This window comes from Streptomyces sp. ISL-11, from assembly GCF_018614525.1.
Lineage (GTDB): Bacteria > Actinomycetota > Actinomycetes > Streptomycetales > Streptomycetaceae > Streptomyces.
Map to the genome: position 1 here is coordinate 1 of NZ_JAGGOL010000006.1, position 14,570 is coordinate 14,570.

At 73.8% G+C, this 14,570-nt stretch carries 12 protein-coding genes; 5 read left to right on the top strand and 7 right to left on the bottom strand.

What is annotated here, in order from left to right; all coding sequences use genetic code 11:
• Nucleotides 1-1,128, top strand: a 1,128-nt coding sequence (locus J7E86_RS01045; RefSeq protein WP_215078761.1) for an ATP-dependent DNA ligase, incomplete at its 5' end; no start/stop codon positions are given.
• Between the two features lie 60 nt (nt 1,129-1,188).
• On the opposite strand, the gene J7E86_RS01050 is transcribed toward J7E86_RS01045, so the two are convergent.
• Nucleotides 1,189-3,186, bottom strand: a complete 1,998-nt coding sequence (locus J7E86_RS01050) for a glycoside hydrolase (RefSeq protein ID WP_215078763.1) — start codon at nt 3,184-3,186, stop codon at nt 1,189-1,191.
• Nucleotides 3,187-3,302: 116 nt separating this feature from the next.
• Nucleotides 3,303-3,716 carry an ankyrin repeat domain-containing protein gene (locus tag J7E86_RS01055; RefSeq protein ID WP_215078765.1) on the bottom strand — a complete coding sequence of 138 codons (414 nt, stop codon included), beginning with the start codon at nt 3,714-3,716 and terminating at the stop codon, nt 3,303-3,305.
• A gap of 386 nt (nt 3,717-4,102) precedes the next feature.
• Between J7E86_RS01055 and J7E86_RS01060 the strand changes: the two genes are divergently transcribed.
• Both J7E86_RS01060 and J7E86_RS01065 read left to right on the top strand, forming a co-directional pair.
• Entirely contained in the window at nt 4,103-4,297 is a 195-nt protein-coding gene (locus tag J7E86_RS01060; protein ID WP_215078768.1) for a hypothetical protein, read from the top strand.
• Nucleotides 4,298-4,334: 37 nt separating this feature from the next.
• On the top strand, nt 4,335-5,918 hold the full coding sequence (locus tag J7E86_RS01065; RefSeq protein WP_215078770.1) for a hypothetical protein: 1,584 nt from the start codon (nt 4,335-4,337) through the stop codon (nt 5,916-5,918).
• 219 nt (nt 5,919-6,137) lie between these two features.
• On the opposite strand, the gene J7E86_RS01070 is transcribed toward J7E86_RS01065, so the two are convergent.
• Nucleotides 6,138-7,652, bottom strand: coding sequence for a PLP-dependent aminotransferase family protein (locus tag J7E86_RS01070; protein ID WP_215078772.1), 1,515 nt, complete (start codon nt 7,650-7,652; stop codon nt 6,138-6,140).
• Nucleotides 7,653-7,785: 133 nt separating this feature from the next.
• On the opposite strand from J7E86_RS01070, the gene J7E86_RS01075 reads away from it, so the two are divergent.
• Together J7E86_RS01075 and J7E86_RS01080 are read left to right on the top strand one after the other, a co-directional pair.
• Nucleotides 7,786-8,484 carry a YitT family protein gene (locus J7E86_RS01075; protein WP_215078774.1) on the top strand — a complete coding sequence of 233 codons (699 nt, stop codon included), beginning with the start codon at nt 7,786-7,788 and terminating at the stop codon, nt 8,482-8,484.
• Nucleotides 8,485-8,741: 257 nt separating this feature from the next.
• Nucleotides 8,742-9,116 carry an RNA polymerase-binding protein RbpA gene (locus J7E86_RS01080; RefSeq protein ID WP_087929069.1) on the top strand — a complete coding sequence of 125 codons (375 nt, stop codon included), beginning with the start codon at nt 8,742-8,744 and terminating at the stop codon, nt 9,114-9,116.
• 111 nt (nt 9,117-9,227) lie between these two features.
• Here the strand turns inward: J7E86_RS01080 and fxsA are convergent, their stop codons facing one another.
• From fxsA to J7E86_RS01100, 4 genes are all read right to left on the bottom strand, one after another.
• Nucleotides 9,228-9,788 (bottom strand): FxsA family membrane protein, encoded by a 561-nt coding sequence (gene fxsA / locus J7E86_RS01085; RefSeq protein WP_215078776.1) that lies wholly within the window; start codon nt 9,786-9,788, stop codon nt 9,228-9,230.
• A gap of 42 nt (nt 9,789-9,830) precedes the next feature.
• Nucleotides 9,831-10,592 (bottom strand): polyprenol monophosphomannose synthase, encoded by a 762-nt coding sequence (locus tag J7E86_RS01090; protein ID WP_215078778.1) that lies wholly within the window; start codon nt 10,590-10,592, stop codon nt 9,831-9,833.
• Complete coding sequence (lnt, locus tag J7E86_RS01095; protein ID WP_215078883.1) at nt 10,589-12,364, bottom strand: apolipoprotein N-acyltransferase; 1,776 nt, start codon at nt 12,362-12,364, stop codon at nt 10,589-10,591. Before lnt ends, J7E86_RS01090 begins: the two co-directional genes overlap by 4 nt.
• A 530-nt stretch (nt 12,365-12,894) precedes the next feature.
• Nucleotides 12,895-14,553 (bottom strand): amidohydrolase, encoded by a 1,659-nt coding sequence (locus tag J7E86_RS01100; RefSeq protein ID WP_215078780.1) that lies wholly within the window; start codon nt 14,551-14,553, stop codon nt 12,895-12,897.
• Nucleotides 14,554-14,570 lie beyond the last annotated feature (17 nt).

Here is a 14,570-nt window from a genome sequence, read left to right on the forward strand (position 1 = left end):
GCCGCGGCGGGCGCGGACCCGGCCGGCGTACGGCGGGCGGTGATGCTGGGCGGCTCGCTCGGCGCGGTCGCCCGGGAGCTGCTGGCCCGGGGCCCGGAGGCGCTGGCCGGGTTCCGGCTGGAGGTGGGGCGGCCGGTGCAGCCGATGCTGGCCCACACGGCCAAGGACGTCGAGGAGGCGCTGGACCGGCTGGGGCCGTGCGCGGTGGAGGAGAAGCTCGACGGGATCCGGGTGCAGGTGCACCGCGACGGCGAGGTGGTCCGGGTCTGGACCCGGAAGCTGGAGGAGATCACCGAGCGGCTGCCGGAACTGGCCCGGGTGGCGCGGGAGCTGCCGGTGACGCGGGCCGTGCTGGACGGTGAGGTCATCGCCCTGGACGAGGCGGGCCGCCCGCGCCCGTTCCAGGAGATCGCGGGCCGGGTCGGCTCCCGGCTGGACGTGGCGGAGGCGGCGGTGACGGTGCCGCTGTCACCGGTCTTCTTCGACCTGCTGACCGTGGACGACCGCGACCTGCTCGCGCTCCCGGTGACCGAGCGTCACGCGGAGCTGGCCCGCGTGGTGCCGGAACCGCTGCGCGTACGCCGGCTGGTGGTCGCCGACCCGGCGGACGAGGGTGCCCGGGCGGCGGCGCGGGACTTCGCGGAGGCGGTGCTGCGGCGCGGCCACGAGGGCGTGGTGGTCAAGTCCCTCGACGCCCCGTACAGCGCGGGCCGGCGCGGCGCGTCCTGGCTGAAGGTCAAACCGGTGCACACGCTGGACCTGGTGGTGCTGGCGGCGGAGTGGGGGCACGGCCGCCGGACCGGCAAGCTGTCCAATCTCCATCTGGGGGCGCGGCGCCCGGACGGCTCGTTCGCGATGCTCGGCAAGACGTTCAAGGGGCTGACGGACGCGGTGCTGGCGTGGCAGACGGAGCGCCTGCGCGAGCTGGCCGTCGGCGACGACGGTTTCGTGGTGACGGTGCGGCCGGAGCTGGTGGTGGAGATCGCGTACGACGGGTTGCAGCGGTCGACGCGGTATCCGGCGGGGGTCACGCTGCGGTTCGCGCGCGTGCTGCGGTACCGGGAGGACAAGACGGCGGAGGAGGCGGACACGGTGGAGACGGTGCTGGCCGGAGGGGTTCCGGACTGACCCGCCCGTTCCGCGGGGCATCGCCGGACGGGCCGGGCCCTCGGCCCGCCCGGCGATGGTCTACCGGTTGACGTCAGCCGGGCACAGGCGGCGCGGTTCCTTGTCGCCCTTCAGTTTCGCGTCCACGCAGCCGCCCGGCAGGCCCTTGTACGCGCCGGAGCCGAAGTTCGCCGTGACCGTGAGCGTGCCGTCGCCGAAGACCGTGCGCTGTACCGTGCGGTCGGCGGTCAGCGTGCGGAAGTCGGTCATGGCCTCGGCGCCGGCCGCCTCGTGGAGGGGCTTGAAGTACTTCTGGAGCGCCGCCAGTTCGGATCCCCGGCTCTCGATCGAGTCGCCGTCGAGGACGAAGTTGAGCGGGGTGTTGTAGAGCATCGCCAGCAGCGCGCGGTCGGTCTTCTGCCGCGGCAGCTTGTCGTAGGACAGCTCCCAGCGCTCGGTGTTGACCACGGAGTCGTGCAGCGCGGTCTCGTACAGCGGGACGCGGTAGGCCGGGTCGTACATCGCCTTGGCCACGGGCGCGGGGAGCTCGGCGGGCTTGAAGAAGATGCCGGGCGCCTTGGCGGGGGCGTAGCCGCCCCACTTCTCCTTGTCCTTCTGGGCCTTCCAGAGGCCGTCGGCCACCGGGGTGCCCGAGCCGTGGTCGAAGGCGAGGACCTGGTTGGACCAGGCGCCGGCGGACTCCGAGCCGAGCACCAGGCCGCGGTCGGTCAGGCGCTTCATCCGGGCGAGCCGGTTGGCGCGGTCGCGGGCTTCGTCCATGGGGTGGGCGGCGCTGTGGTCGCGGAAGAGCTCGCCGGCGGCGTCGACGTCGAGGAAGTAGCTGTCGGCGCCGTTGGCGGTCATCTTCCGGGTGCGGTCGGCGAGGTAGTGGCGGGTGGGCTCGGCCTTCTCGAACGCCTCGGAGCTGAGGTAGCAGCCGCGGTCGTGGAAGCCGGGCACCGGCTTGCCGTCGGCGCCCTCGACGCAGAAGTCCGGGTGGACCTTGTCGGGCCAGACGGAGGTGGGCGCGTCGGAGGTCGCGGGGTCCTGGCCGTTGGCGAAGGAGTCGTACGGGCCGACGAGGTAGCCGGCCCGCTTGGCGGCGGTGACGGCGGCGGCGTCCATGGGCTTGTCGTCGGCGTCGTAGCCGAGCCACATCCGGTCGACGCCGAGCGTGCGCAGCTTGCCGATGCCCTCGGCCGTGCGGGCGTCGCCCCACAGGTAGGCGTGGAAGGCGCCGAGGAGCTTGCCGGTGGCGGGCGAGGCCACCGTCTTGGCGCGCAGGCTGCCGAGCTGTCCGTGCTCCTTCAGCCAGGCGCGGTAGTCGGCGGCGGGGGCCACGGGCGAGCCGTCGGTGAGGCTGAAGGCGACGGTGTAGTCGGTGGTGCCCCCGGCGCGGGAGAAGCGGTGGGTGGCGGTGGTGCGCAGCCGCCCGTGGTCGGAGGTCACCCGCAGGGAGGTGCCGATGTCGGTGGGAACGATGTAGCCGACGCCCTGGCGTCCCATGCTGTAGCCCCACAGCGGCATGGACATCGCCGAGCTCAGGTCGAGGTCGCTGTCGGTGAGTCCGGCGTCGGCGGAGTTCCAGAAGGTGTCGGCGACGGGCAGGGAGAGTCCCTCGCCGCGCGGCAGCTGGAGGGCGGAGGAGGCGCGGTCGGTGCCGGTGACGGGCCAGGACAGGGTGCGGTCGGCGGCGCCGCCCGCCGTGACGGACATCAGGAGCCGGCCCCGCTCGGCGCGGGCGGTGACGGTCAGTCCGCTGTCGGGATACGTCCAGCGGGCGCCGTCGCGGGTGACGCTCACGGGCCCGGGGGTGCCGGGCGCGGCGGCCGCCGGGGCCGACAGCTCGACGGTGCCGTGGCCGGTGCGGGCGCTCACGCGCAGCGAGGAGGTGTCGACGGTGGCCGTACCGCCCCGGACGGCGATGTCGACGAGCCGGCCGTGCACCTCGGCGGTCCGGGCGGGGCGCGGACCGGCGTGGGCGGGTGCGGCGAGGGAGACACACGGGAGGGTGACAGCCAGCGCGACCGCGGCGGCGCGGACGGTGCGGGCGGTGCGGCAGGAAGTGAAGGTGTGCATGAGGAGTTGATAGTCGGCGGTTCTAAGAACTTTGTAAGCCGCCGCCCGTTCCCGGCCCTCGCGCGGCCCGCTTTCCGTTCCCGTGGCGGGAGGGGAGGCGGGCCGCGCGCCCCGGATCACTCGCCCCGGAAGAGCTCCAGCAGGTCCTCGCGGCCGAAGACCCCGGCCGCCTCGATCGCCGAGGGCGTCCCCGCGGACGGGTCGGCGCCGTGCGCGAGCAGGGTGCGGACGATCTCGTCCTCGCCCTTGAAGACGGCCCCGGCGAGCGGTGTCTGGCCGCGGTCGTTGGGGCGGTTGGGGTCGGCCTCGCGCCGGAGCAGGGCCAGGACGGCGTCGAGATGGCCGTGGTAGGCGGCCAGCATGATGAGCGTGTCGCCCCGGTCGTTGGTGAGGTTCACCGGCACGCCGGCGTCCACGTAGGCGGCGAGGGTGTCGGTGTCGCCGTGTCGTGCCAGGTCGAAGACCTTGGCGGCGAGCTGGAGCACCTCGGGGTCGTGTGCGGGCTCGGGCTCGGGGGTCGGCTCGGTCATGGGCTGCGGTCCTCCGGGTTCAACGCCTGGCGGGGGTTTCGTCACGTGAGTGCTGCCCTACCCTACGTACGGCCGCGCACGCGAAGATCATGGGCATCTCTCCCGCGAGTCGCCCGGTCCGGCGGGATGCGGACGCGCCCGTACGGGTGAATCCAGGACGGGTCCGGCGGGGGCCGGCACGCGCTGCCGTGTGGGGGCGGCGATCACCGAAGGGCGGCTTTCGCCCGTGTTCAAGCGGTTCGCCCTTTTCGCCCTTACAGCACCTCCCCTCGATGATCATGCGATTCGAAACTTTCGCGCGTCAAAGCTTGCTTTTGCCTTATTAATACTTTCTGTGAGTCTTGAGGAACGCGTGGTGAGCGTCCCCGACCACTCAGGAGAACGTCATGATCCTGTCCATCTCCGGCGTCGTGCTGTTCGGAATCGTCGCCTTCCTGTTCTTCCGCAAGGACGGCCTCAAGCTTTCCCACGGCCTCGTCTGCGCCCTGTTCGGCTTCTACCTGTCGAGCACGGCCATCGCCCCGAGCATCAAGGCGGGCAGCGCGAGCCTCGCCGGGCTGCTGGGCGGCCTCAAGTTCTGACCGGCCCCCACCGTCCGCACCGACACAGGAGACCGACGTGGGCCGGCGAGCGCTCCCCAGCAGCCTGACCGTCAGCACTCCCCTCTCCCGCGGGCGCGAGCTCGCGCGCTCCGCCGCCGACAACGCCGCCGACGTGCTCCATCCGCTGATCACCATCGCGCGGGGACTGCGCGCCCTGGCCGTCGCGGGATGGCGTCACTGGCTGCGGATGCCCGGGGACCGGCGCGGGCCCACGGTGATGCTGGTGGTCTCGTCCACGGTCATCGTGGCGCTCGTTCCCTATGGGCCGGCGCTCGGCACGATCGCGCTGATGATGGCGGCGGCCTGGGCCGGCCGGCGGGAGCGCTCCTCGGACGCCGTGGTCCGGACGGAAGAGGGCAACGAGCGCCTCCAGGTGCTGTACGAGGCCCTGGTGCCGTACCTCTCGGTGCCCGAGGACCCCGACCCGCTGTACGCGCACGGGGGCGACTGGCGGCGGGCGTTCACCGAGCACGCCTTCGACGACACCGGGCGGCCGGTGTCGCTCCAGCTGCGCTACCCCGCCTACTTCACCGACGGCGAGGCCCGGTCGCGTTCCCGGATCGAGCAGTTGCTCCAGGCCAAGACCGGCCGGGGACGGGAGTACCGGTTCGAGTGGGACCAGGAGGCCAACCACCTCACCGTGAGCGTGCTGCCCCCGCTGCCGACCGACATCGACGCCCAGCGGTTCGTGACCGTGCCCGGCGAGATCGTCCTCGGCTTCACCGACGACTTCCTCGTCCAGCGGACCCTGCCGCTGGCCGACGACGCGGGGATCCGCGACGAGCGGCCCGTCCTGTGGCGGACGGGCCAGCGCTCCACCGAACCGCACCTGCTGGCCCTGGGGCGGCCCTCCGGCGGCACCACGACGCTGCTGCGCTCGATCGCGCTCCAGGCGCTCCCCCACGGCGACGTCCTGCTGATCGACGGCGGTGGCACGGGCGAGTACGCCAGCCTCCTGGGCCGGGAGGGGGTGCTGGCCGTGGAGACCTCGCCCGCGGGCGCCCTCTCCACGCTGGAGTGGGTCTCCCACGAGACCGAGCGGCGCATCCTGGCCGCCGGCCACGCCCGCCAGTTGGGACGACCCGCTCCGCACGACACCCGCCGCCCGCTGTGGGTGGTCCTCGACCGGCCCGCCGCCCTGAGCCATGCCGCCGCCGGCGAGGGGCGGCCCGATCCGCAGCGGCTGCTGGACGTGCCGCTGCGCCACGGGCGGGCCGCCAACGTCACGGTCGTCGTCGCCGAACACCTGGAGAACTCAGGACAGCTCGACGAGACCCTCCTCACGCACACCGGTGCCCGTGTGGTCCTCGGCGTGGTCACCCCCGAGCAGGTACGGGCCGCTCTCGGCGCCCCGCCGCCCACCACCCCGCCCCCGGACGTGCCGCCGGGGCGGGGTTACGCGCGGCTGGGCTCGGGCCCCGTGCACCGCGTGCAGGTGCCGGCCACGCCGGACCCGTACGACGAGGACACGGCCGAGACGCAGCGGCAGGCGGTGCTGGAGCTGCTGCCCGAGCCGTCGGTCCCGGTGCCGTACGGGTCCGAGGCCGCCGACCGGGGGCACACCGGGGACGAGGGCGTGCTGCCCGTTCAGGCCACCTAGGCGGTGTCCGGTGGCTCTTCGGCTGCGGGCCGTCTTTGCCGCCTGCGGCGGCGGGCGCCCTGCGGGCGCGTCCTCAAACGCCGGACGGGCTTGATTTGCGGCTGAGCTCAGCCACTTTCAGCCTGTCCGGCGATTGAGGACACCACCGCGCAGCGGTGCTGCGCACGACACGGCCCGCAGCCGCCCGCTCGCATGACCCGCCGGACAGGCCACGGCGGGTCAGGCCACGTACGTCCGGGGCGTCTCCACGGCCGCGGTCGCACCGCTGGCGACCAGGTGGGCGGCCTCGGCCAGCCGGCTCGCGGCCTGGTCGGCGACCGCCCCGGTGACCGTGAACGGCAGCCGGACGAAGCCCTCGAAGGCGCCGTCCACCCCGAACCGCGGCCCGGACGGCACCCGCACCCCGAGCCGCTCCCCCGCCTCCGCGATCCGCGACCCGGAGAGCCCTCCGGTGCGCACCCACAGGGTCAGACCGCCGTGCGGAACCGTGAACTCCCAGTCGGGCAGGTGCCGTCGGACCGCGTCGACCAGCGCGTCACGGTTCTCCCGCGTGGTGGAACGCCGTATGTCACCGGCGGAGTCCCAGCCCTCGGTGGTCAGCAGCCAGGTGACGGCGAGCTGTTCGACCACGGGGGTGCCGAGGTCGGCGTAGGCGCGGGCCGCGACGAGGCTGCGGATGATGTCGGGGGCGGCCCGTACCCAGCCGATCCGCATGCCGGCCCAGAACGACTTGCTGGCCGACCCGACGGTGACGACGGTGCTGCCGGCCGGGTCGAAGGCGCAGACGGGCCGCGGCATCTCCACGTCCGGGTCCAGGCGCAGGTCGGTCATCGTCTCGTCGGCGATGAGCACGGTCCCCGCCGCCCGGACCGCCTCGACGAGCTCGCGGCGCTGCTCCTCGGGGGCGAGGGAGCCCGTCGGGTTGTGGAAGTCGGCGATGACGTAGGCCATGCGGGGCGCGGCGTCGCGCAGCACCTGGCGCCAGGCGGCGAGGTCCCAGCCGGCGAGCCGGTCGGCCATCGCGACGGGCACCAGCCGGGCACCGGCCTCGCGCATGAGCTGGAGGACGTTGGCGTACGAGGGCGACTCGACGGCGACGCGCTCGCCGCGGCCGGCCATGAGGTGGCAGATGGCGGCGACGGCGCCCATGGCTCCGGTGGTCACCATGATCTGCTCGGGCATGGTCGGGATGCCGCGCGCGGTGTAGCGGTCGGCGATGGCCTGGCGCAGGGCGGGCAGCCCGGCGGGGAAGTCGCCGTGGGTGTGGGCGTAGGGCGGCAGCTCCTCCAGGGCGCCCTGGAAGGCCCGGGTCAGCCACGGCTCGGGGGCCGGCAGCGCGGCGCAGCCGAGGTCGATGACCGAACCGGCGGCCCCCGGTGGCAGCGGGTCGAGGCCGCGGGTGGGCAGCGGGTTCCCGGCGGGCATGGAGGTCCAGCTGCCGGCGCCGCGCCGGGACTCCAGGAAGCCCTCGCCGCGCAGCGCCTCGTAGGCGGCGGCCACGGTCGTACGGCTGACGGAGAGGGCGGCGGCGAGCTCGCGCTCGGCGGGCAGCCGGGCGGCGACCGGAACGCGGCCTTCCAGGACCAGCAGCCGGATCCCGTCCGCGAGGGACCGGTAGGCGGGTGCCCGGCGTCCGCCGAGGGGCGTCACGACGGAGGCTCCGTCGCGGCGGTGCTGGGAGCCCAGGAGCTGTGCCAGCTTTGGCGCTCCTACCGAAGAGGTCCACTGACTCATCTTTTCGGTCCACCTTCCCGGGATTGGCTATGGATCATTATGCGATCCAGTCCACAGACTGTCATGCGGCAGGCCACTTGCACCACTGGCCTGCCGCCTATATTTCGTTCAGTCGTTCGCTCAGGAGGATCCGTTGTCCGCATCAGGGGGGTCGCGCCTCGCCCGTCGTCTGCTTCAGCTGTACGTCGGGCTCGCGCTGTACGGGGTGAGTGCCGGTCTGCAGTTGCGGGCCGGGCTCGGGCTGGCGCCGTGGGACGTCCTCAACCAGGGTGTCGCGCGCCATACGGGAATATCGATCGGCACCGCCTCGATCATCATCGGCGCGGCGGTGCTGCTGCTGTGGATACCGCTGCGGCAGCGCCCGGGACTGGGCACGGTCTCCAACGTGCTGGTGATCGGCCTGGCCATGGACGCCACCCTCGGCCTGACCCCCGCGCCGCACTCGCTGTGGCTGCGGATCCCGCTGCTGGCCTTCGCGGTCGTGCTGTGCGCGGCCGCGACGGGCCTGTACATCTCGGCGCGGTTCGGCCCGGGTCCCCGCGACGGCCTGATGACCGGCCTGCACCGGCGCACGGGCCGCTCGCTGCGGCTGGTGCGGACCTGCATCGAGGTGACCGTACTGGCGACGGGCTTCGCGCTGGGCGGCTCGGTGGGTGCGGGCACGGTGCTCTACGCGCTGGCGATCGGGCCGCTGGCCCAGGTCTTCCTGCGTCTCTTCGCACTCCAGGAGCCCGCCGCGACGCCCGCGGAGACCCCGGCGACGGTCCCGGTGACGACCCCGGCGCCGGCTCCCGTGGGGGCGGCGGCGCGCGAAGTTCCGGACCTGGTTTAGGCACGGGACAGGCGGGCCGGTAGTGTACGCCTTCGACCCACCGGATGGACCGTTACTGCGCGCTAAACCGACAGAAACACAGGGTGACATCCGTTGCCAGATGTGACAAAACGGGCGCTGGTGGGTACAACAAGGGGCGGCACGACGGGCGACGCATGTCCCTACAACGGGAATCTTCACCGCCGACCGGACGTTGACCGGATGACGACGACAGCGACACCTGTCCTGTGGGCGACCAAGCCCGGGAGGCACGATTCATGAGTGAGCGAGCTCTCCGCGGCACGCGACTTGTGGTTACCAGCTACGAGACCGACCGCGGCATCGATCTGGCCCCGCGCCAGGCGGTGGAGTACGCATGCCCGAACGGGCATCGATTTGAGATGCCGTTCTCGGTAGAGGCGGAGATTCCGCCGGAGTGGGAGTGCAAGGCGTGCGGCGCCGTTGCACTCCTCGTGGACGGCGACGGTCCTGAGGAGAAGAAGGGCAAGCCCGCGCGTACGCACTGGGACATGCTCATGGAGCGGCGTACCCGCGAGGAGCTGGAGGAGGTGCTGGCCGAGCGGCTGGCCGTCCTGCGCTCCGGTGCCATGAACATCGCCGTGCATCCGCGGGACAACCGCAAGTCCGCCTGAGGGCGGCATAGAGAGAGCACCGTCAAGGGCCCGGGCCACTGCGTTTCAGCAGTGGCCCGGGCCCTTTTCGTACGTCTTCCCTCGCGCTTCGCCGCGCGGCCCGTCAGGGCCTCAGCGCGGCAGCTGCGGGTCGTCGTGCCGCGGCGCCGGCGGCTCGTCGTCCGGGACGACCTCGCCCTGGACGACCTTGCCGTCGGGCATCCGCATACGGGCCTGCTGGAAGGCGTCGCCGAGGGTGCCGGGGGCCGCCGCGCGGCCCAGCCGCCGCTCCAGGCCCTTGCGCAGCAGCGCCCGGGTGGGCGGGAAGAGGCACAGCAGCCCGGCCGCGTCGGAGAGCAGCCCCGGTAGGATGATCAGCAGGCCGCCGAGCATCGTCAGGCCGTTGCCGCCGCCCTCGGGCGCCGTCCCGGCCGTGGCCGCGCCGGGCTGGAGGGAACCCGCCAGCCGCTGCCAGGCGCGCCGCCCGGCCCGCTTGATCACGTACGAGCCGACCAGCACGCCGCCCGCCAGCAGCGCCAGGACGGTCAGCCCGCCCGCCGCGTCCGCGACGAGGGTCAGCAGCCAGATCTCCAGCACGGCCCAGACGGCCACGCCCAGGGGGATGAGCCTGCGGGCCCGCCCGCGCTTCGCCGGCCGGCCGTCCACGGTCTGCTGAGGTGCTCCGAACGTCATGCCTCAAGTGTGCCTGGACCGCGGCCGGACGCGGGAGCGGGGTCAGCCCCGGCCGAGCGCCTTGCCGACCCGCGAGCCGACGCCCCAGGACGTCACCCGCCACAGCGCCTCGGCGACGATGTCGCGGCTCATCTTGCTGTCGCCCAGCTCGCGCTCGACGAAGGTGATGGGCACCTCCACGACGTGGAAGCCCGCCTTGACCGCACGCCACGCCAGGTCGACCTGGAAGCAGTAGCCCTGCGAGGCCACCTCCTCCATGCCGAGGCCCTCCAGCGTCTCCCGGCGGAAGGCACGGAAGCCACCGGTGACGTCGCGGATCGGGACGTCGAGGAGCAGCCGGGAGTAGGTCGAGCCGCCGCGGGAGAGGATCTCGCGGGACTTCGGCCAGTTCACGACCCGGCCCCCGGGCACCCAGCGCGAGCCCAGCACCAGGTCGGAGCCCTTGAGGGCGGTGAGCAGGCGGGGCAGCTCCTCGGGCTGGTGCGAGCCGTCGGCGTCCATCTCGACCAGGACGCCGTAGCCGTTGTCCAGGCCCCAGCGGAAGCCCGCGAGGTAGGCGGCGCCGAGCCCTTCCTTGCCCTTGCGGTGCAGCACCTTGACCTGGTCGTCCTCGCCCGCGAGCTCGTCGGCCAGCTTGCCGGTGCCATCGGGGCTGTTGTCGTCGGCGACCAGAACGTGCGCCTCCGGCACCGCCGACCGCACCCGGCCGACGATGGTCTTGATGTTCTCCGCCTCGTTGTAGGTCGGAATGATCACCAAGGTCGTGCCGAGCGGCCCGTATCTCCGCTGACCACCGTCGTTCACTGCTGCCTCTTCTTCTTCGGCCGGTCCGTACGCGTCCGACGGCCGATCAGGATCGCGGCCGCACAGGACAGAAGGCCCACCATAGCGAGCGCCCATTCGGGCGCCGCACCGGTGCGGTCGGCGACGGTGGTGCCGTCCCGCAGAGGGATGCGCGCCTCGATGACATCACGGGTGAATTCCTCGCTCCGGTCGAGCACCCGCCCGTCGGGCGCCACCACCGCGCTGATGCCGCTGGTGGCGACGGTGACCACCGACCGGCCGTGCTCGACGGCCCGCAGCCGGGACATCGCCAGCTGCTGCTCCGGCTGGCCGGTGCGGCCGTACGTGGCGTTGTTGGTCTGTACGACGAGGGCGCGGGCACCGGCCTTGACGGTGTCACGGACGATCTCGTCGTAGGCCACCTCGAAGCAGATGACGTCTCCGAGCCGCGCCGGGCCGACCTGGAGCACCCCGGTGTGGTCGCCGGGGTAGAAGTCCCGCTGGACGCGCTGGAGGCGGGTGATGACCTGGCTGAGCTGGTCCCGGAACGGCACGTACTCGCCGAAGGGCACGGGGTGCTGCTTGGTGTAGGAGGCGCCGGGGCCCGTCCTGGGGTCCCAGACGACGCCGTCGTTGTCGACGTAACCGCTCTTCCCCGGGTGGTCGACGAGCACGCCGACGAGGACGGGGACGCCCACGGCCCTGACCGCCTGCTGGATGCGGTCGTACGCCTGCGGGTACTGGAAGGGGTCGAGGTCGGAGGAGTTCTCCGGCCAGATCACCAGGTCGGGCCGGGCCGCCCGGCCCGCCTTGATGTCCCGGGCCAGCTGGAGCGTGGCGTCGACGTGGTTGTCGAGGACCATCATCGGGCGGCCGAGGAAGTCCATGCCGGGCTTCTCGACGTTGCCCTGGACGAGCGCGACGTCGACGGTGTCGTCGGCCTTCGTGGGGACGGGCACGGCGTAGCCGGCCAGGGCGACGGCCACGGCCAGCGCGACGGCCTCCACGCCGGGCAGCGCGGCCCGCAGGGTGCCGGCGGGCCGGGGGACCCCTCGCAGCCGCCCGGCGGTGGCCGCGCCGTACGCGAGGAGGCCGCCGCAGAGGGCGACGGCGAAGGTGACCAGGGGCGCGCCGCCGAGGGCCGCGAGCGGGGTGAACGGGGAGCCGGTGTTGGCGAAGGCCAACCGCCCCCACGGAAAGCCGCCGAACGGCAGCCGGTCACGGGCCAGCTCCTCGGCGACCCACAGACAGGCACCCCACAGCGGCCACCCGCGCAGCCGCGACGTCAGGGCCAGGGTCGCCCCCAGCACGGCGAGGAACAGCGCCTCGATGGCGGACAGGCCGACCACGGCGTCGTAGCCCACCACCCGCAACCAGCGCAGCAGCACGAAGAAGAACGGCAGCCCGAAGGCGAATCCCGTCCACGCACCCTGCCGGGCCGTGCGCCCGCGCGTCAGCAGCCCGAGCGCGGCGACGGCGACGACGGACAGCGGCCACAGGTCGTAGGGCGGGAAGGCCGGCGCGAGCGCCAGGCCGGCGAGGACCGCGAGCCCGGTGCGGGGCGCCTCGCGGCGGGCGAGCCGGGCGAGGCGGGTGCGCCGGGTGGGACGGGGGGCCGGAGGGGCGGCGACGGCCTCCGCCGTCGGATCCGCGGCCGCGTCCCCTTCAGGTGCGGCGTCAACCGTCCGGTCCGCGGCTTCGGCCCGCTGATCTGCGGCTTCACTCCTGCCGTCTGCGGCTTCACTCCTGCCGTCTGCGGCTTCACTTCTACCGTTTGCGGCTTCGCCGCCCATGGCGTCGGCGGTGGTTTCGGGACCCGGGGGCACGGTCGCGCCTTCCTGAAGCTGAGCGGTGATGAGCCGACCGTACAACGCCCGGGACACACCCCGGATCCTGGGTGGGAATCCCGCTCAGCGCGGTGCCGACGAATGGGGGCCCGGCGTCCTTCGGGCCGACCTGGGACCCGCTGGCTGCGGGTCGACCGAGAGCCGTTGTCTACTGAACATCCGGGCCCCACCCGGGTCGCACCTGCCGGCCTGGCGGAACCCCCCTCGCCCCCGTGCGCTGAACCTGGCTGCCAGTGAGCGGCGCACCCTCTCCGGCGCACCGCCCCACGGCCCAGCGGCGTACGACGACTGTGTGGAGATTCACCGGCCGGACGTCCTGTGGTGGACTCCGCAGAACCTACCCGCCGCCGACCACACCCTGTCAACACCGGCACGACCTGGGCATATGCCATAAATCAGCAGGTCAGTACCGCGAGTGACCGCCGGTGACGACAGGCCGACGGCACGTCGTTCGGCGGTACGCCACGCGGGTCACGTCACTCGTTCGGACGCTCCCGCAGGTCATGCACGGTGCGGCCGCCCACCACGGTGCGCAGGCACACCGGCAGCGGGACGCCGGGCATGAGGTCGGGCAGGCCGGGCGTGCCGGAGCGCGGGTCCGTCGACCAGCTCGCGACCCGGTCGTCCGGGACCTGGACGACGAGGTCGCCGGCCTCCCAGACCGCGTAGTCGGCGGGCGCGCCCGGGACCAGCACACCCGCGTCGTCGCGCCCGATGGCCCGCCAACCGCCGCGCGTGTGCGCGGTGAAGGCGGCGCGCACCGAGATCCGGTGCTCGGGCGTGCGGTGGAAGGCCGCCGCGCGAACGGTCCCCCACGGATCGAGCGGGGTGACCGGGCTGTCGGAGCCGAGGGCCAGCGGGACGCCCGCGCGCAGCATGGCCGCGTACGGGTTGAGGGTGCGGGCCCGCTCGGCGCCCAGGCGCTGCGCGTACAGCGCGTCGTCGCCGCCCCAGGCGGCGTCGAAGGCGGGCTGGACGGAGGCGGTGAGGGCGAACTCGGCGAACGCCGCGATGTGCTCGGGCGTGAGCATCTCGGCGTGCTCGACGCGGTGCCGGGCGGCGCGGACCCGGGCCAGGCCCAGCTTGTCCGCGGCGGCCCGGACGCCCTCGACGACGGCCGTGAGCGCCGCGTCCCCGATGGCGTGGAAGCCGGCCTGGAGGCCCGCCTCGGTGCAGGCGGTGACATGGGCGGCGATGGCGGCGGCGTCGAGGTGGGCGGTGCCGGTGTGGCCGGCGTGCGGGCCGTCGGCGTAGGGCTCGTGCAGGCAGGCGGTGTGCGAGCCGAGGGAGCCGTCGACGAAGAGGTCGCCGGCCGCGCCGATCGCGCCGAGTTCCCGCACGCGCTCGGCATCGTTCGCGGATGCGACGGCTTCCGCCCAGTAGCCGACGACGCGGGGGCCGGGGCGGCCGGCCGCGAGGGCGAGCAGCCCGGCGAGGTCCTCGGTGCCGGAGATCTGCGGGCCGGCGCACTCGTGGACGGAGCCGATGCCGAGGGAGGCGGCGCGGTCGAGGGCCGCGGTCTGGGCCTCGCGGCGCTGGGTGGGTGTGAGGCCGTCGTGCGCGGCCGCGCGCACGGCATGGTGGGCGTCGCCGGTCAGCGGGGCCTCCGCCGCGAATCCGGCCAGGTCGCGGACGCCGGGGACGAGGTCGAGCAGGGCCGTGGTGACGACGGCGGAGTGCACGTCGGCGCGAGTGAGGTAGAGCGCGCGGCCGCCGGCGGCCTCGTCCAGTTCACGGCGGGACGGGGGCCGTCGCTCCGGCCAGGCGCTGGCGTCCCAGCCGTGTCCGAGGAGGACCCGGTCGGCGGGCCGGGCGGCCGCGTGCGCCCGTACGCGCTCCAGGGCCTCGGCGAGCGTGCGGGCCCCGGTGAGGTCGAGACCGGTGAGCGCGAGGCCGGTCGCGGTCGTGTGCACATGTGCGTCGGTGAACGCGGGGGTGACGAGCGCGCCGTCGAGGTCGACGACCTCGTCCACGCCGTCGGCGAAGGAGTCGGCGGCGCCTTCGGAGCCGACCCAGGCGACGTGGCCGCGCTCGACGACCATGGCCGTGGCGAACGGGTCGGCGGGGCTGTGCACCTCGCCGCGGCGCAGCAGCACGGTGCGGGGTTCCTGGTGCGGTTCGGGGCGCTCACTCATGGGGTCAGTCTCTCCCC

What these genes read in the sequence shown, in the direction of transcription:
- lnt (WP_215078883.1), bottom strand. Translation starts at nt 12,364, where the DNA reads ATGGGCGGCGAAGCCGCAAACGGTAGAAGTGAAGCCGCAGACGGCAGG.
- J7E86_RS01070 (WP_215078772.1), bottom strand. Translation starts at nt 7,652, where the DNA reads ATGAGTCAGTGGACCTCTTCGGTAGGAGCGCCAAAGCTGGCACAGCTC.
- J7E86_RS01060 (WP_215078768.1), top strand. Translation starts at nt 4,103, where the DNA reads ATGATCCTGTCCATCTCCGGCGTCGTGCTGTTCGGAATCGTCGCCTTC.
- J7E86_RS01080 (WP_087929069.1), top strand. Translation starts at nt 8,742, where the DNA reads ATGAGTGAGCGAGCTCTCCGCGGCACGCGACTTGTGGTTACCAGCTAC.
- fxsA (WP_215078776.1), bottom strand. Translation starts at nt 9,788, where the DNA reads ATGACGTTCGGAGCACCTCAGCAGACCGTGGACGGCCGGCCGGCGAAG.
- J7E86_RS01100 (WP_215078780.1), bottom strand. Translation starts at nt 14,553, where the DNA reads ATGAGTGAGCGCCCCGAACCGCACCAGGAACCCCGCACCGTGCTGCTG.
- J7E86_RS01055 (WP_215078765.1), bottom strand. Translation starts at nt 3,716, where the DNA reads ATGACCGAGCCGACCCCCGAGCCCGAGCCCGCACACGACCCCGAGGTG.
- J7E86_RS01050 (WP_215078763.1), bottom strand. Translation starts at nt 3,186, where the DNA reads ATGCACACCTTCACTTCCTGCCGCACCGCCCGCACCGTCCGCGCCGCC.